The organism is Calditrichota bacterium, assembly GCA_013151735.1.
Taxonomy (GTDB): Bacteria; Zhuqueibacterota; JdFR-76; order JdFR-76; family BMS3Abin05; genus BMS3Abin05.
The window spans coordinates 1-16,554 of sequence record JAADHR010000017.1 but is presented as its reverse complement, the minus strand read 5'-3'; the positions used below and the strand labels follow the sequence as shown (position 1 = coordinate 16,554).

General features: G+C 47.1%; 15 protein-coding genes. 1 reads left to right on the top strand and 14 read right to left on the bottom strand.

The features are described from left to right. Positions 1-162: 162 nt before the first annotated feature. The 14 genes from GXO76_00730 to ndhC all read right to left on the bottom strand — a co-directional run bounded on the left by GXO76_00730 (position 163) and on the right by ndhC (position 14,258). The gene (locus GXO76_00730; protein ID NOY76369.1) at positions 163-1,629 is read right to left on the bottom strand and encodes an NADH-quinone oxidoreductase subunit N; all 1,467 of its coding nucleotides are present in this window, start codon (positions 1,627-1,629) and stop codon (positions 163-165) included. 46 nt (positions 1,630-1,675) lie between these two features. Further along, positions 1,676-3,241, bottom strand: a complete 1,566-nt coding sequence (locus GXO76_00725; GenBank protein NOY76368.1) for an NADH-quinone oxidoreductase subunit M — start codon at positions 3,239-3,241, stop codon at positions 1,676-1,678. A 37-nt stretch (positions 3,242-3,278) separates the two neighbouring features. Continuing rightward, a complete protein-coding gene (gene nuoL / locus GXO76_00720) occupies positions 3,279-5,228 on the bottom strand; it encodes an NADH-quinone oxidoreductase subunit L (GenBank protein NOY76367.1) in 1,950 nt (649 codons plus the stop codon). A gap of 114 nt (positions 5,229-5,342) precedes the next feature. Next, positions 5,343-5,645 (bottom strand): NADH-quinone oxidoreductase subunit NuoK, encoded by a 303-nt coding sequence (gene nuoK / locus GXO76_00715; protein NOY76366.1) that lies wholly within the window; start codon positions 5,643-5,645, stop codon positions 5,343-5,345. A 100-nt stretch (positions 5,646-5,745) separates the two neighbouring features. Further along, positions 5,746-6,270, bottom strand: coding sequence for an NADH-quinone oxidoreductase subunit J (locus GXO76_00710; protein NOY76365.1), 525 nt, complete (start codon positions 6,268-6,270; stop codon positions 5,746-5,748). A gap of 5 nt (positions 6,271-6,275) precedes the next feature. Further along, positions 6,276-6,797: an NADH-quinone oxidoreductase subunit I gene (locus GXO76_00705; GenBank protein NOY76364.1), complete on the bottom strand. Its 522-nt coding sequence runs from the start codon at positions 6,795-6,797 to the stop codon at positions 6,276-6,278. 55 nt (positions 6,798-6,852) lie between these two features. Further along, complete coding sequence (nuoH, locus tag GXO76_00700) at positions 6,853-7,908, bottom strand: NADH-quinone oxidoreductase subunit NuoH (protein ID NOY76363.1); 1,056 nt, start codon at positions 7,906-7,908, stop codon at positions 6,853-6,855. 297 nt (positions 7,909-8,205) lie between these two features. After that, positions 8,206-9,780, bottom strand: coding sequence for a molybdopterin-dependent oxidoreductase (locus GXO76_00695; protein NOY76362.1), 1,575 nt, complete (start codon positions 9,778-9,780; stop codon positions 8,206-8,208). Beyond that, positions 9,767-11,071, bottom strand: coding sequence for an NADH-quinone oxidoreductase subunit NuoF (gene nuoF / locus GXO76_00690; protein ID NOY76361.1), 1,305 nt, complete (start codon positions 11,069-11,071; stop codon positions 9,767-9,769). The genes GXO76_00695 and nuoF overlap by 14 nt, the downstream gene beginning before the upstream one ends. 24 nt (positions 11,072-11,095) lie before the next feature. Then, positions 11,096-11,569: an NADH-quinone oxidoreductase subunit NuoE gene (gene nuoE / locus GXO76_00685; GenBank protein NOY76360.1), complete on the bottom strand. Its 474-nt coding sequence runs from the start codon at positions 11,567-11,569 to the stop codon at positions 11,096-11,098. Positions 11,570-11,640: 71 nt separating this feature from the next. Continuing rightward, positions 11,641-12,885 carry an NADH-quinone oxidoreductase subunit D gene (locus tag GXO76_00680; GenBank protein ID NOY76359.1) on the bottom strand — a complete coding sequence of 415 codons (1,245 nt, stop codon included), beginning with the start codon at positions 12,883-12,885 and terminating at the stop codon, positions 11,641-11,643. Between the two features lie 12 nt (positions 12,886-12,897). Next, positions 12,898-13,413: an NADH-quinone oxidoreductase subunit C gene (locus GXO76_00675; GenBank protein ID NOY76358.1), complete on the bottom strand. Its 516-nt coding sequence runs from the start codon at positions 13,411-13,413 to the stop codon at positions 12,898-12,900. A gap of 3 nt (positions 13,414-13,416) precedes the next feature. After that, positions 13,417-13,902 carry an NADH-quinone oxidoreductase subunit B gene (locus tag GXO76_00670; GenBank protein ID NOY76357.1) on the bottom strand — a complete coding sequence of 162 codons (486 nt, stop codon included), beginning with the start codon at positions 13,900-13,902 and terminating at the stop codon, positions 13,417-13,419. Next, positions 13,893-14,258, bottom strand: a complete 366-nt coding sequence (gene ndhC, locus GXO76_00665) for an NAD(P)H-quinone oxidoreductase subunit 3 (GenBank protein ID NOY76356.1) — start codon at positions 14,256-14,258, stop codon at positions 13,893-13,895. The genes GXO76_00670 and ndhC overlap by 10 nt, the downstream gene beginning before the upstream one ends. A gap of 228 nt (positions 14,259-14,486) precedes the next feature. On the opposite strand from ndhC, the gene GXO76_00660 reads away from it, so the two are divergent. Then, positions 14,487-16,073: a hypothetical protein gene (locus GXO76_00660; protein NOY76355.1), complete on the top strand. Its 1,587-nt coding sequence runs from the start codon at positions 14,487-14,489 to the stop codon at positions 16,071-16,073. Positions 16,074-16,554 lie beyond the last annotated feature (481 nt).

Genomic DNA, 16,554 nt, shown 5'->3' with positions numbered 1-16,554 from the left:
GTTATTCGTCCCATGGAATGGAAATCGAAATGTTTGGCCTTTTTCGCAAAAATCCACAAAAACACCCAAAGGAAATCCAAATAAAAACAGGGTCTTGATGATCAAGACCCTGTCACATTCTATAGGGGTTTTATACCAAAGGCAACCGTTGCCTTCAAGAAATTAAAGAAGCGAAATCAACACGGCCGTTTTCTGAAAAAGGGCCATCATGCTGGATGGGAAGATCCCCATGTAAAGAACACCCAGCATTGCAATCAGCAACGCCAAACCGACTCCCCAAGAGGTTGTGGGCATCTCGAAAACCTTGCCCCCCTCCGGTTCCTGCATGTACATGGCCACAACGACGCGCAAATAGTAGTACGCCGACATCACGGAATTGAGTACACTTAAAATAACCAGCCAGACAAAACCGGCTTTTAAGGCGGCGCTGAACATGTAGAATTTGCCCACAAAGCCCGCTGTTGGCGGCACACCTGCCAGCGAGAACATAAATACGGCCATGGCCAAAGCGGCAAAGGGATATTTGTATCCGATACCGCGGTAACTTTCAATTTTGAGATTTTCGACTTTACCGGAAATGCCCAGATACGAAACCACCCCAAAGGCACCCAGATTCATAAACGTGTAGGCCAGCAGGTAAAAAAGGATTGCGGAGCGCCCCATTTCGTTACCTGCCAAAACTGCTACCAAAATATAACCGGCATGAGCGATGCTGGAGTAAGCCAGCATTCGTTTGATGTTGCGCTGAACCAGTGCAACGACATTGCCTACCGTCATGGTTAAAAAGGCCAACACCCAGATAGCCGTTGTCCATTCCTGTGTGGAAAATGCGGCGACCGAAACAAACAAGCGAATTAACACCGCGAATGCGGCTGCTTTAGCCCCGACAGACATAAAAGCCGTAACGGGTGTGGGCGCCCCCTGGTACACATCCGGTGTCCATTGATGAAAGGGCACAAATGCAGCTTTAAACGAAAGCCCAATCATAAAAAGAATAATACCGGCCACAAACATGACATTTGTAAAACCATGAGAGTTTACATAATTCAAAATCCCTTCAAACGTGAAAGACCCCGTTGCACCGTAAATAAGGGCAATTCCATAAAGCAAAAATCCCGTTGAAAAGGCCCCCAACAAGAAATACTTGAGAGCGGCTTCTATGGAATCGGCCCGCATCTTTCGAAAACCCGTCAAAATGTACAGACTGATGGAAAAGAGCTCTAATCCCAAAAAAACGACCAGGAGATTCAATCCCTGAACCATGACCATCATCCCTGAAAGCCCAAACAGCAGAAGCGCGTAAAAGTCACCATAACTCACGTAGGTGTCTTCCACGTGATTCAAGGCCAACAAAATGGCCAAAAAGGCGGCAATTATAAAAATCAATTGAAATGCAAGTGTAATGTTATCATTCCCGACCATTCCGTTAAAGCCTGTAATGTGTCTTCCCCACATCCCTCCCAATTCCTTCAGCGTAACAATGAGGCCGACGATTCCGACAATCGCCAGTATTTCTCTTTGAATTTTGGGCAAAAACAAACCCAGAAACAAGATTACCGATGCCGTGATGACGACGGTTAGTGCTGGGGCAATGGCCGCAAAATTTATTTGAGGAATGATTAAGTCCATTCTTTCTCCTTCATTCGCACACTCAAAATCGACAATTATTCGGAAATTATTTTACAAATGTATTTTTCAAAACGAACCTGGATGAGGCCTGTTTTTCGAGAGACAGCACCTGCTCTTGCTTTGCCTGACGATTCTTTAGCAGATCCACCACTGATTTCTCTGTCTTTTTCAGAAAATAGTTGGGATACAACCCAATCCAAAAAATCACCAGGACAATCGGAACCAGAACAACAATTTCTCTCAAATTCAGGTCTTTCAGGTTTTTGTTTTCATCCTTGTTTAACGGGCCAAAGTTAACCCGGTGGTAAGTCCAAAGCATGTAAACCGCACCGAGAATGATTCCTGTGGCTGCAAAAATGGCAAAAATTTTATGTGCTTCAAAAGCACCCAGAAGAATTAAGAATTCACCGACAAATCCGTTCAGGCCCGGCAGTCCGATTGAAGAGAGGGTGACAATCATAAAAAATGTCGCAAAAATCGGGATTTGTTTGGCGAGGCCTCCAAAATCGGCAATCAGGCGGGTGTGGCGTCTTTCGTAAATCATTCCAACCACAAGAAACAACGCCCCGGTAGAAAGCCCGTGGTTGACCATTTGGATAAGTCCGCCCTGGAGACCCTTAATATTCAGGGCAAAAATTCCGAGCATTACGTATCCCAGATGGCTTACACTGGAATAGGCAACCAGTTTCTTCAGATCGGGCTGGACCATTGAAACAAGTGCCCCGTAGATAATTCCGATGATTGCCAGGATGGAAATGAAGGCCACAAATTCGGTGCTTACATTCGGAAACAGGGTCAGGCAAAAGCGCAGAAAGCCGTAGGTTCCCATCTTCAGCAAAACACCGGCCAGAATCACACTGCCGCCGGTAGGCGCTTCCACATGGGCATCGGGCAACCATGTGTGGAAGGGGAACATCGGCACCTTAATGGCAAAGGCCAGAGCGAAGGCCAAAAACAGCCAGAATTGGGATCGAACCGGCAGCAAGACCGATTGAATATCCAGTAAATCAAAGCTGTAAACGCCCGTTGCGTGGTAATGAATAAAATAAAGGGTAATGATGGCCACAAGCATAAGCACACCACCGAACATGGTGTACAAAAAGAATTTCAGAGCGGCGTAAATTCGGCGGGGTCCGCCCCAAACGCCGATAATAAAATACATGGGAATCAACATGCCTTCCCAAAAAACATAAAAGAGTACCAGATCCAAAGACAGAAAAACACCCAGCATTCCGGTTTCCAGCATCAGAAAAACAATCATGTATTCCTTGACCCGCTTCTGAATGTACGTCCAGGATGAAAGAATCACAATTGGCATCAGGAAGGTCGTCAGCATAACCATTAACAGGCTAATGCCATCCACACCCAGGTGGTAATGGATGCCAAGGGATGGAATCCAATTCACCTTTTCCTGAAACTGAAATGCCGACGTGCCGGATTGAAATCCCAGTAGAATAGGCAGGGAAACCAGAAAAACAAGCGTTGTCAGAACGAGCGTGTAATACCGGATAAATTCCTCTTTTTCTCTGGATACAAACAGGAGAATAATTGCACCAAAGATGGGCAAAAATGTAATCGTTGTTAAAATGTGATTTTGTATGAATTCTATCATCGGTTAGACTCCGCTGAAATCTTTTTCGAACACACCATTACATGAAAATAATGTAGAACACCAGAATAACCACACCAATTACAAAAGATAGTGCATAATTTTGCACAAAACCCGTTTGCCATCTTCGCACGACACGGCCTGTTCCTCTTGCAACATATCCCGTGCCGTTGACGATTCCGTCGATGATCTTAACATCCACAAACTTCCAGAGAAAACTCTTCGAAATGGCCGCAATCGGATTAACAATGAGGGTTTCGTAGATTTCGTCCACGTAGTATTTATTGAACACCAACTCGTACACATATTTGATCTTTTGTGCCCAAATCTTCGGTAATTCCGGTTTTTTCAAATACATCAGGTAGGCGAACCCAATGCCCACCAGAACAACGACCAGTGTTAATGCCATTAAAGACCATTCCAGTCCGTGAGCGCTTTCTTCGGTTACACGGGGAACCAATCCGGCTGCCTGCCGAAGGGCCAGACTTTTTTCAAAAACCGGATCCAGAAAGTGCTCAAAGCCATTGCCTCCCCCAAGAATCTTTGGAATGCCCACATATCCGCCAATGACGGACAACACTCCCAAAATGATCAGAGGAATGGTCATGACAGATGGGGACTCATGCACGTGTTCGGCGATCTCTTTTTCGGCACGAAGCTCTCCGTGAAAGGTCATGTAAACGGCACGGAACATGTAAAATGCCGTCAGCCCGGCCGTGATAACACCCACTAACCAAATCCAGAAATTTCCGTAGGGACTGGAGAAAGACTGCCACAGGATCTCATCTTTCGAGAAGAATCCGGAGAACCCGGGAATACCCGAAATAGCCAGAGTGGCCGCCAAAAATGTCCAATAGGTAATCGGCATTTTCTTTTTCAGCCCCCCCATCATGCGCATGTCCGTGTTATTGGACATGGCGTGCATCACGCTGCCGGCTCCCATAAACAAAAGGGCTTTAAAAAAGGCGTGAGTCATCAGGTGGAAAATACCTGCTGCAAATGCGCCCACGCCCACAGCCACAAACATGTACCCTAACTGGCTGATGGTTGAATAGGCCAGTACGCGTTTAATATCGAACTGGGTCATGCCGATGGTTGCAGCAAAGAAGGCCGTTGTAACCCCGATAACGGCGACCAGTCCCATGGAAATCGGGGCCAGTGTGTACAAGATATTGGTCCGGGCCACCATGTAAACGCCGGCTGTCACCATGGTTGCTGCATGGATTAAAGCCGAGACGGGCGTTGGACCCGCCATGGCATCGGGCAACCATACGTACAGCGGAATTTGCGCCGATTTTCCCATCGCTCCGATAAACAAAAGTGAGGTGATGATTGTAATAACGGGAGCACCAATGGAATATCTTGCAGCAGCCGCACTGAAAACATCGTGAAAATTGAGTGTATGAAATGTAACAAAAATCAAGAAGATGCCAATCAGAAAACCAAAATCACCGATTCGGTTGACCACGAACGCCTTGCGTCCGGCGTAGGCATTGTAATTATCCTCGTACCAGAAACCAATCAACAAATACGAACACAGCCCGACACCTTCCCAACCCACAAACATCATCAGAAAGTTATCGGCCGTAATCAGCAACAGCATGGAGAAAACGAATAAATTCAAATAGGTAAAGAACCGGTTGAATCCCCGGTCACCGTGCATGTAGCCAATGGAATAAATGTGAATAACAAAGGAAACGCCCGTGACCACCAACATCATGATAATGGAAAGCTGATCAACCAGGAAAGAGATCTGGGCTGTAAAATTACCGGCAACAATCCAATTGTACAGTGTTTTTGTAGCCACGCGGTGTTCCGGCGGGAGTTTCAACATATCAATAAAAATTAGGCAGGCTACGGCAAAGGACAGCCCGATCATGGTACTGCCAATAATACCGACAATTTTACGCCCGATGTATTTCCCAAACAAACCGTTTATAATCACACCAATCAGCGGAAACAAAGGGACTAACCAAATCCATTCCGACATAACCATCCCTCACTTAGCTATTTGAACCGAATACATTCACATTCTTCAGCGCAACCCCGCAAAAAGCCGGGTGCGACGACAAACACGTTCGCCCCTGTTATCTTGTACGAACCATTATCCCCGCAGCAGATTAATCTCATCCACATGCACGGTTGCCCGTAATCGGTAGGCTGAGATAATCAACGCGAGCCCCACGGCAACCTCGGCTGCGGCAACCGTCATCACAAAAAGCATAAAGATCTGCCCATCCAGCGATTGGAGCTGTTTCGCCAGAACAACCAAGGTCAGATTGACTGAATTCAACATGAGCTCGATGGACATAAAAATCACAATGGCATTCCGGCGAATGAGAACGCCAATCACGCCGATGGCAAATAAAATTGCTGCCAAAATCAAAAGATTGGATATTGGTACCATCGTTTCCTCTATTCTGATTAAAATCGTCTATCCCAACATCTCCATAAAACACGGAAGCGGGGTGTACGGACCATACGGCTTTAAGCCCACTCCCGGTAGATCAGGATTCCTTTGGTAATTTTTTCCGACCCAGCACGATGGCTCCAATCATGCCTACAAGAAGCAGAATGGATGCCAGCTCAAATGGAAACAGATATTTTGTAAAGAGCAGGTTTCCAATCGCCTGCACACTGCCAATGGAATCGATCCGGGATTGGGGGAAATTTCCAATGGCTCCGGATAGGGTGCCCGATTTCAAAACCAGGAAGCTTTCCAAAAGCAGCAGAATTCCGAACAAGATTCCAAAAAACACCTGTGCGGGGCGTCCGATGGGCAGCCGGATTTCGCTGCGCAGGTTCAGCAACATGATGACGAACATAAACAGAACCATAATCGCACCGGCATAAACCATCACCTGAATAATGGACAAAAACTGAGCCCCTAAAAGTGCGTAAATAGAGGCCAGACTAATAAACGTTACAATTAAAAACAGGGCACTGTAAACCGGATTTTTATGAAAAATCATTCCCAGAGCCGAGAGAATGGCTAATATTCCAAAAAGATAAAGAAGAACGGTGACCATGATTGTGTTTACCTTTTTTTATTTTCTTCCAATTGTCGCTTGTAATAATTTCCATCTTTGGTCAGGTCGTAATTTTTCAGGAGTCGTTCCTTGTCCCAGATGAGACTTTCACGGGAATAATCGGCAAAATCGTAAATTTCGGTCAATTCGATGGCATCTTCCGGGCAGGCCTCCTGACACATTCCACACAAAATGCACCGCAGCATATCAATTTTATACCAGACCGGATATTTTTCCCGATCATCCCAGGGAGCTGCACCGCCTTGCATGGAAATGGCATGTGCGGGACAGGCCGTGGCGCACATTTCGCAGGCTACACATTTTTCCCGACCCTGTTCATCCCGGTTCAAACGAATGGCGCCCCGATGCCCGGGCGGCGGGAACCACTTTTCATCCGGATATTCCAGCGTAATGTGTTTCTTGAACAAATGCCCAAATGTAATGGTCAGGCCGCTCAAAATGGCTGGAATATATAACGAATCCCAAAGGGTGGGTTTTATGGTAACGCGTTTTACTCTTTTTACCTTCATAAAGACCTCAATCTATTTTGAATCGGATTTTTCCTGAATTGATTTTCTCCAGGCTCTACACAAAGAAAACCATCACAATTGCCGTAATAACAATATTTACCAATGCCAGTGGCAGAAGAGACTTCCACCCGATTCGCATCAATTGATCGTACCGAAACCGGGGGAGCGTCCAGCGAATCCAGAGATAGAAAAACAAGAAAAAGCCCGTTTTTACGGCAAATGCAATCATTCCGAGCACCACTCCCCAGGCTCCCAACGCGCTTTCATTGACCCACGGGAAATCCCATCCGCCAAAAAACAGGGTGGCAATCAGTGCCGACGAGGTGATTAAACCGGCATATTCGCCCAAAAAGAAAAGGGCAAATTTCATACTGCCGTATTCGGTGTGGTATCCGCCCACCAGCTCGGGCTCCGCTTCCGGCAAATCGAACGGAAGGCGGTTGCTCTCTGCAAAGGACGCAATCAAAAAAATAATGAACCCAAGGGGCTGCAAAACAACTCCCCACCGAGGCAAGACCCCCCACAACAGATTATTCTGATAGGTCACAATATCACTCAGACGAAGTGAGCCGACAATCATCAAGATGCCGATGATGGATAAACCCAGCGAAAGCTCGTAGCTGATCATCTGTGCGCCTGATCTCAACCCTCCCATGAGGGGATATTTGCTGTTTGATGACCAGCCTGCCAGAACGATTCCATACACCACAAAGGAGGTTAATGCAAAAATGTAAAGAATACCAATATTCAGATTGGCAATCTGCATTTGAAACGAATGGCCCCAGGCCGAAAATGTAGGGCCTACCGGAATAATCGCATACGTCAGAAAAGCCGGGAAAAAGACCACCGCAGGTGCCAGCAGATAGAGGAATTTATCCGATTTGGCAGGGATAATATCTTCTTTGGTAAAAAATTTCACGCCGTCGGCAATGGGTTGAAACAGGCCCTGAGGCCCCACCCGATTGGGACCCAGCCGATCTTGCATAAAGGCGCTGACACGTCGTTCTGCCAAGGTCAAATAGGCCAGAATCGTAAAGTTTACTCCAAAAACAATGGCTATTTTTACAACAATAATGACAACATCTAAAATAATGTTCCCTGTCTGCGTCATTTTATTCCCTTAAGTTTAATATCAGCCATTTTTTCGCTGGATTTGTTAAACTCACTTGCAAAAAAAGCACAAGTAAAGAAAGTGTTTATTTAAACCTGGGTCGCTTCGACTCCGCTCAGCGACCCATCAAACCGTTCCCTGAGCGAAGTCGAAGGGAACGAAGTTCTCATGCCAATGAAACATGCATTCAAACTCTGTTAGCGGTCGTCGAGTGATCCGCCAGGTCACTGAGCGTAGTCGAAGTGGGCGGATCGTATCGAGACGACCCTTTTCCCTAAATAATTCGCTTCGACTCGGCTAAGCAATCTGAATGCCCTGGTCCCCTAATTTGAAATAGGACAGTCCCTTAAAGGCCTTTTCATTTTCCGCCAGGTCATTCATGACATCCGACGCCGAGGCCATTTTCCAGTCCGGATTAAAGCGTTTGCCCAATTCAACCAAAATGGCCCAATCCTCTTTGGACTGCCCCGGAGATTGAAGGGCTTTGGAAAATCGCTGAACACGCCCGGAGTGATTGGTAAAGGTTCCTGTTTTTTCGGCAAAATAGGTCCCCGGCAGTACCACGTGAGCCAGTTTGGCTATATCCGACATATAAAAATCCTGGACCGCCAAAAACTCCAGCTTTTTCAGGCTTTTCTTTTGAGCATCCGTGAGTTTGAAATCGACATCGGCATTCAAAACATACAGTGCTTTGATGTCCCCCTTTTCAATGGCCTTCCAGAAATCGGTGTTTAATTTTCCGAAAATGAGTTCGGCCCCTTTGCGATTGGGACTTTTATCGGCGTAAATGGTAAATCCACTCTTGAAGCTTAGATCCTCGCCTTCGGGGACAGGCGCATACACAAACAAATTGGTGCTTCCGATTTCATCTTTGACTATTTTCTTTAAAAGATAATTCTCCTCGTTGGAAGCAAAAACCGATCCCACGGCTCCAATAAATTTGGCTCCGTCCGATTTCTTAATGAGCGCCAGCCTGTCATGAACAATTGAAAGGGCTTCATCCCAACTGGTGACATTCAATTTATCACCGGCCCGTTTAAGCGGTGATTCCACACGCGTTAAATCTTCATATTTATGGAACAGATACCGGCCGTCGTCGCAAATCCAAAATTCATTAACCTCCATATTTTGACGGCTCCGCGTCCGATAGATTTTGTTATTTTGCGTTTGAAGATCAACATTGCAACCGGCACTGCATCCCGGACAAACACTTTTTGTGTGATCCAGATGCCACACCCGGGCCTGATAAATAAAATCCTTATCCAGGAGGGCTCCCACCGGGCAAATCTCCGTAATATTGCCGTCCATCTTCGTGTGAAGTTCCTTGCCCGGAAAAACAGAGATTTCGCTTTTGTAACCCCGGTTTTCCACGAAGAGATATTCATCTCCCACCACATCCTTGTAAAAGCGAACGCACCGGGTACACATAATGCACCGATTCGTTACATAGTGGATATTTCCCCCCAATTCCTTCGTCGGGCGAACACGCTTGTCCTCTTTGCGAAATCGGCTGTGGGCCGTTCCGTAGGTGTAATCATAATCCTGAAGGTAGCACTCACCGGCCTTGTCACAAACAGGGCAATCCAACGGATGGTTAATCAACAAAAATTCCAGAACATCTTTCCGCGCTTTTTGAACGGCCGGCGTATCCGTATGCACAACCATTCCGTCGGCAGCCATGGTGGAACAGGCCGTTTCCAGCTTGCGGTGTCCCTCAATTTCAACCAGGCACATACGGCAGCTTCCGGCAATGCTCAATGCCGGGTGATAACAATAATGCGGAATTTCAATTCCCAGTTTCTTTGCAGCCTGAAGTACAGACATACCGGGTTTTACAGTAATTTCCTTACCGTCTATCTTAAGCGTTGGCATCGGTAACCTTTATACTCTTATCTTTTTTAACTGGACATTTATGTTGCTTGGCGTGTTCAATGAATTCATCTCTGAACTTTTGCACAAAACTTTTTGCAGGCATCGCGGCGGCGTCCCCAAGCGGACAAATGGTTCGCCCCATAATATTGCCGGCAATATCGGCCAGTAGATCCACATCTTCAACCGTCCCCTCACCATGCTCCAACCGGCGCAGCAGCTTCACCATCCACATGGTCCCCTCGCGGCAGGGCGTACACTGTCCGCAGGACTCGTGGGCGTAAAATCGCTCAAGGTTGTAAAGTGCATCCACCATGCAGGTGGTTTCATCCATGACGATGGTTCCCGCAGAGCCGAACATGGTGCCGATAGCCGCAAGCGAATCGTAATCCATCGACACATCAATTTCGTCGGGACGCAGAACCGGTGTGGACGATCCGCCCGGAATCACGCCTTTTAATTGATGGCCCTTGTAAATGCCACCGGCATGTTCATAAATGAGTTCTTTCAAATTCATTCCCATTTCGAACTCAAACAGCCCGGGGCGATTCACGTGCCCGGAGACACAATAGAGCTTAATTCCGGCATTTTTGGGATTTGGACCCAACTGGGAGTACCAGTCACCGCCCCGCTCCATGATCAGAGGAACATTGGCCAGTGTTTCTACATTATTAATAATAGTCGGACTTTTGAACAGGCCAACCACAGCCGGGAACGGCGGTTTGAGTCGGGGCCAGCCGCGTTTCCCTTCCAGAGATTCCAGCAATCCGGTTTCCTCTCCACAGATGTAGGCTCCGCCCCCACGATGAACGTAGATGTCCAAATCGTAGCCGCTGCCCAGGATATTTTTGCCCAGAAATCCCTTTTCCCGGGCTTCAGCCAGGGCTTCTTCCAATATCCGGGCTCCCTGAACAAACTCGCCGCGGATGTAAATATAGGCCAGATGAGAACGAATGGCGTAGGAAGAAATAATCATTCCTTCAATAAGCATGTGAGGTTCATGCTCAATAATATAGCGGTCTTTAAATGTTCCCGGTTCCGATTCATCGGCATTACAGACCAGATATTTTGGGTTGGGGTTGTCCTGTGGAACAAAACTCCATTTTAATCCGGTCGGAAATCCGGCGCCCCCCCGTCCGCGCAATCCCGATTTTTTGACTTCCTCAATGACATCATTGGGTTCAAAACTCTTAAGCGTCTTTTTTAACGCTTCGTATCCGCCGTGAGCCAGATAGAAGTCAATGGTTTTGGATTCCGGATTCCCGCGATTTTTCAGAAAATATAATTCGCTCATTCAACATCCTTTTCTGAATGTCTTTTACTCTAAACTATCCAGGATTTTATCGATTTTTTCAACCGTCAATTGCTCGTAATAATCGTCGTTAATTTGCATAACGGGTGCTGTTCCGCAGGAACCAAGGCACTCTACCTTTTTCAAAGTAAATTTTTTATCCGGGGTGGTTTCGCCCACATCAATCGCTAATTTTTTCTTAATGTGATCGACCACCGTTTCGGCTCCCATGAGCTGGCACGAAAGGGTCGAACACACCTGGATCACATATTTTCCTTCAGGTTCTCTGGGGAAAAGCGTGTAGAAACTCACCACATTGGCCACCCGCGTGACGTGTAAATCCAAGAGTTGACTGATGTAGGTCATCACTTCGGGAGAAATCTGACCAAATTCACGTTTCGCGAGGTGAAGCGTCGGTAACATGGCCGCTTCTTTTGTAGGATAATGGTTTAAGATTTCTGCAAATTCTTGCTTCGCTGCTTCCGAAAATTCTACAGCCATTTTTTATGCATTGCTCCTTGCCGTTGGATGTTTCACATCTCACTAAAGCGAAATAGATTTGGCCGGCCGGTTTACCTGTCCAGTTCTCCGGCGATAATATTCAAACTACTCAGCACAGCCACCGTGTCTGAAAGCAGTCTCCCTTCCAGAATTTTGGGTAGAATCTGATAGTTATAAAATGAAGGAGGACGTACACGGAAGCGATAAGGCCCGTTTCCGCCGTTACTGATGATATAATAGGAAAGCTCCCCATTGGGCGATTCGGTAGGCACATAGGCCTCCCCTTTGCCCGTACGAGGACCCCGATTGGTCATAATTATTTCAAACTGATGAATCAAGCCTTCAATTGTATTGTACACATCGTCCTTTTTCGGCAGCATAACCTTGGTGTCCGGATCGACATTCATTTCGCCTTCCGGCATTTTTTCCAACGCCTGCTTGATAATGTGGGTGGATTGACGCATTTCTTCCATGCGGACCAGATACCGGTCGTACACATCTCCCACTTCACCCACGGGAATCTCAAAATCGACCGTATCGTAAAGAGAATAGGGCTCTGCCTGGCGAATGTCCCATTCCACGCCCGAGGCGCGTGCCACCGGACCGGTAAGCCCGTACTGAAACACATCCTCTTTCGAAATCACGCCCACATCTTTTGTACGATTCAACCAGATCTTGTTTCGGGTAAGCAGGCGCTCTACTTCATCGAGTGTATCTTCAAAGGTCGCCAGAAACGCGTTCAGTTTTTGGAAGAAGGCCGGCGGGATGTTTTCCCGATCCCGGGGAACGCCGCCGATCCGCGCGTACGAAACCGTCAGGCGTGTGCCGCTGATGATTTCGAACATTTGGTAGATATTTTCGCGCTCTTTCCACAGGTAGAGGAACGGGGTAAAAGCCCCCAGATCGACACCCTGTGTGCCGATACAAACCAGATGATCACTGATTCGGGATAATTCCGCCAGAAGAATCCTGAAATACTTGGCCCGCTCCGTCACTTCGATGCCGAAGAGCTTTTCCACGGCCAGGATGTAGCTGAAATTGTTGTTCAAAGGGGAGACGTAATTCATCCGGTCGGTAATCGTCACTACCTGATTGTAGGTGCGATGTTCCCCCAGTTTTTCAAATCCGTGATGCAGATAGCCGAGTTCCGGCATCACTTTGGTAATAACCTCTCCGTCCAGTTCCATTACCAGGCGGAGCGTACCGTGGGTCGCCGGATGAGACGGCCCAAAGTTAAGAAGCATTTTCTCTTCATGGGGCGTATATTCAAAATCAAACTGTTCTTCATCAACTAAAGCGTCAAACGATTTTTCCATAAGTATCTGCCTCTATTGAGCATTTTCTCGAGTAACTTTCAAAAAACTCTCCCGATAACCGGTTCCTTCCAGCGGATAATCTTTCTTTAAAGGATGTCCTTCAAAATCATCGGGACACAAAATGCGCCGCATGTCGGGATGATGATTAAACGTAATCCCAAACATGTCGAAGACCTCCCGTTCGGCCCAGTTGGCCCCGGCCCAGAGCGAAACCACACTGTCGATTTTTTCATCCCCCTCAGGAACAAAGGCTTTTATCCGGATACGCTGGTTGTGGACCATCGAATACAGATGATAAACCACAGCAAAGCGCTCAAAGCCTCCCATCTCCAGATAATCCACTCCGCAGAGGTCTATGAAGAGTTCAAATTTAAGATCATCCTCTTCTTTCAGAAAACGAAGGATGTCCACGATTTTGTCGCGTTTTACGGAAATAGTCGTTTCGCCGAGAGCCTCAGACACATCCAGGATTTGATCTGAAAATGCGCTTTTTACCTTCTCAACAACACGGTTTTTTGTATCGGTCATTGTTTACGCTCGTTTTTTGCTTAATGAACGTTCTTTTTCAATCTTTTTTTGAATTTTCAGGACGGCATCAATCAGTGTTTCCGGACGGGGCGGGCAACCCGGAACATACACATCCACCGGGATAAAATTGTCGATACCTTGAATGGTCGAGTAGGTATTAAATACCCCGCCGGAGGAAGCACAGGCTCCCATTGAGATGACCCATTTGGGCTCTGACATTTGGCGGTAGATTTTTTGAAGGATTGGCATCATCTTGATGCTGACGCGTCCCGCAACAATCATGAGGTCGGATTGCCGGGGAGAAAAACGGATGGCTTCGGCTCCGAAACGAGCCAGATCGTACTTGGGCCCCAGGGTAGCCATCAATTCAATGGCACAACAGGCCGTACCAAATGGCATCGGCCAGAGTGAATTTTTTCGGGACCAATTTACAAATTTATCTATGGTTGTGGTTAAAATATTATCACCCAGCTTGCTCTCTACTGCCATTCCAGAGCTCCTTTCTTCCAGGCATAGATGTATCCGATGAGAAGAATTCCAATAAAGACGATCATTTCAATCAGGATAAAGCTGCTCTTCGACAAGAAACTTTTGTAAATGACGGCCCAAGGATAAAAAAACACCACTTCCAGATCAAAAATAATAAACAACATGGCAATGATGTAAAATCGGATTGAAAAGGGGGCTCGTGCCTCACCAACCGGCTCAACACCGGATTCGTAGGGATCTAATTTGATTTTACCCGGGCGTTTGGGGCCGATTAACTGGGTTCCGACAATGATGACCATAACCACGCCGGCTGTGATCAGCATAAAAATAAAGATGGGGAGCCATTCGTTGACCATTTTAAAACCTTTAATTTATAGAATATAATGAACAAACCGATCTCTACCCAATTTTCGTCGGTAAATTTAAGGAATTAAATTTTAAAAATCAAACAGTTTTTTTTCTTTTTCAAAATTTTTGTAATTTTTTTTGACTTTAACAAATTCCAATCCTATTTTGGAAAAGGGGACAATATATGAATCATTCAATAATCTTCCGAATTACAAAAAGCAAAAGGAACCCAAATTATGTCCATTCGAATTAAATCCGGAACCGAGTTTATCGATGAGCTTTACCCCCGTGTAAAAGGGTTTCTTGAACACGACACACTGGACCTCATCATTGACGGGCAGTCAATACGCGGCTACCGGTCACCGGATTCCCGGGCCGTCTGGATTCGCGACTACTCGGACATGATGCGCGGTTTCAAATATTTTGAAACCGATCTCAAAAGTACGGTGGCGCATTTCGCCGAAACGCAGGCGCAAAACGGCCGGATTTTCGACTACTTCACCACCTTTCCGGAAAAGCTCCCCTGTGAGCGGGAAAACTGGGCCAAGTACGTGCGCGTGCCGGTGGAAGCGGATGTGGAGTACCGATTCGTTAAAGCCGCCTACCAGGCCTGGCAGGCCACCGGCGACGACGCCTGGATGGAAACCCTGCTTCCCCACCTGGAAAAGGCGCTGGGTTATGTATTCACCCATCCCTGGCGCTGGGACGAAACGCACCAACTCGTCAAACGCGCCTACACCATCGACACCTGGGATTTTGCCTACACCGCCGGACAGCACGACTGGCTGCAATTTCAGATCGACCCCAATACCTTCTGGGGCATTTTCCACGGGGATAACAGCGGCACCTACGAGGCCGGTCTGCTGCTGGCCCGCCTCTACGAGTATTTTGATCAGCCTAAAAAAAGCAATGCGTGGATAAGAAAGGCAGAATCTCTTAAAAATCACTTGAATAAAGTTTGCTGGAACGGACGGTTTTACACCCATTTTGTGAAGCTCACGCCTGTGGAAATTCCGGGTGTAGACGAAGCCGAACAGCTCAGTTTGAGCAATCCGATGGCCATTAACCGGAATGCTGCCACACACGACATGGCGGTTTCCATTATTCGAGAATATTTACGGCGAAAAGAAGCGCGCGGCCTGGCCTACGAATGGTTTTCCATCGATCCGCCCTTTCCCGACGGCCTTTTTGGGGATGAAAAATTGGTGGCCGGCGCCTACATCAATGGCGGGATTTTTCCCCTGGCCGGGGGAGAACTGGCCCGCGCCGCCTTTGAACACGGATTTGAATGGTATGGGGTGGACATCCTCAGGCGCTACTATGAGTTGATCGCCCAAACCGGTGAAACCTACCTGTGGTATTTTCCGGACGGACGGCCCTCCTCAGTGGAAACCAGCACCAGTCCGGAAGCCATGCCCACAGACGGCTGGGGCTCCAGCGCCATGCTGTACGCGCTGGTAGAGGGACTGGCCGGGGTGCAAGACCGGCACAAACAATTTGAAACGGTTGGCCTTTCCCCTCGCTGGCCGGCTGCCGGAATTTCTGAGGCAGATGTTGAAGTGGGGTACGATGCATCAGGAGCGGGATTCCGTTACACCTATCATTTAAATGAGGAGTTTCTCACTCTGAATGTGGAGGCATCTCAGGCAACTATTGATTGCCACGTGCTTTTACCCGAAGACAAAACGACAACTAATGTAACGGTTGACGGAAAACCAACCCATTTTAATTGGCAAGACATTGAAATGAGCCGGTATGTGGATTTTAAAACAACTGTCCGGGGGAAAGCAGTTATTCGGATTCATCTAAAAGCGCGGGATTGAGCAGGGAAACCTTTGCCTCCCGTCCGCCAGGGGCCTGAGCCTGTCGAAGGCCGGGCGGATTACATCAAAATAAAGCCGAGAATGCGCGAATGATTTTGTAGGGGCGATTCACGAATCGCCCTTTTAAAAAGCAACTTTGCGAAGGTTATGGTTCCACAAAATTACACCGTTGAAGAATACTATTTACGTTTGGGTATAAACATCATTTATTAAAAAAGCCTTCGCAAGGTTAATGATTTGAACGGTTCAACCCCATTCGGGGTTGTTGAGGAATTTGTTGGTTACCATTTTCTACAAACGTTCAACGCCTGCGGCGTTGTTTGTGGGTTATTTTGTTTTGGTTATTGGGAAATTGTAATTTGGAATTTATTTGATTATTGAGATTTGGCATTTGGAATTTCCCTTTACGTCGTTGCGTCCCCGCGGTGGATTTTTTAGCAAGCCGCGAATGCGCGAATGATTTTGTACGCAGGCATAAAGC

Excerpts from the sequence above, each read along its gene's own strand:
- GXO76_00695 (NOY76362.1), bottom strand. The coding sequence starts at position 9,780 with ATGCCAACGCTTAAGATAGACGGTAAGGAAATTACTGTAAAACCCGGT.
- GXO76_00670 (NOY76357.1), bottom strand. The coding sequence starts at position 13,902 with ATGGCAGTAGAGAGCAAGCTGGGTGATAATATTTTAACCACAACCATA.
- nuoF (NOY76361.1), bottom strand. The coding sequence starts at position 11,071 with ATGAGCGAATTATATTTTCTGAAAAATCGCGGGAATCCGGAATCCAAA.
- GXO76_00730 (NOY76369.1), bottom strand. The coding sequence starts at position 1,629 with ATGGACTTAATCATTCCTCAAATAAATTTTGCGGCCATTGCCCCAGCA.
- GXO76_00675 (NOY76358.1), bottom strand. The coding sequence starts at position 13,413 with ATGACCGATACAAAAAACCGTGTTGTTGAGAAGGTAAAAAGCGCATTT.
- ndhC (NOY76356.1), bottom strand. The coding sequence starts at position 14,258 with ATGGTCAACGAATGGCTCCCCATCTTTATTTTTATGCTGATCACAGCC.
- GXO76_00705 (NOY76364.1), bottom strand. The coding sequence starts at position 6,797 with ATGAAGGTAAAAAGAGTAAAACGCGTTACCATAAAACCCACCCTTTGG.
- nuoH (NOY76363.1), bottom strand. The coding sequence starts at position 7,908 with ATGACGCAGACAGGGAACATTATTTTAGATGTTGTCATTATTGTTGTA.
- nuoE (NOY76360.1), bottom strand. The coding sequence starts at position 11,569 with ATGGCTGTAGAATTTTCGGAAGCAGCGAAGCAAGAATTTGCAGAAATC.
- nuoL (NOY76367.1), bottom strand. The coding sequence starts at position 5,228 with ATGTCGGAATGGATTTGGTTAGTCCCTTTGTTTCCGCTGATTGGTGTG.
- GXO76_00660 (NOY76355.1), top strand. The coding sequence starts at position 14,487 with ATGTCCATTCGAATTAAATCCGGAACCGAGTTTATCGATGAGCTTTAC.
- GXO76_00725 (NOY76368.1), bottom strand. The coding sequence starts at position 3,241 with ATGATAGAATTCATACAAAATCACATTTTAACAACGATTACATTTTTG.
- GXO76_00680 (NOY76359.1), bottom strand. The coding sequence starts at position 12,885 with ATGGAAAAATCGTTTGACGCTTTAGTTGATGAAGAACAGTTTGATTTT.
- nuoK (NOY76366.1), bottom strand. The coding sequence starts at position 5,645 with ATGGTACCAATATCCAATCTTTTGATTTTGGCAGCAATTTTATTTGCC.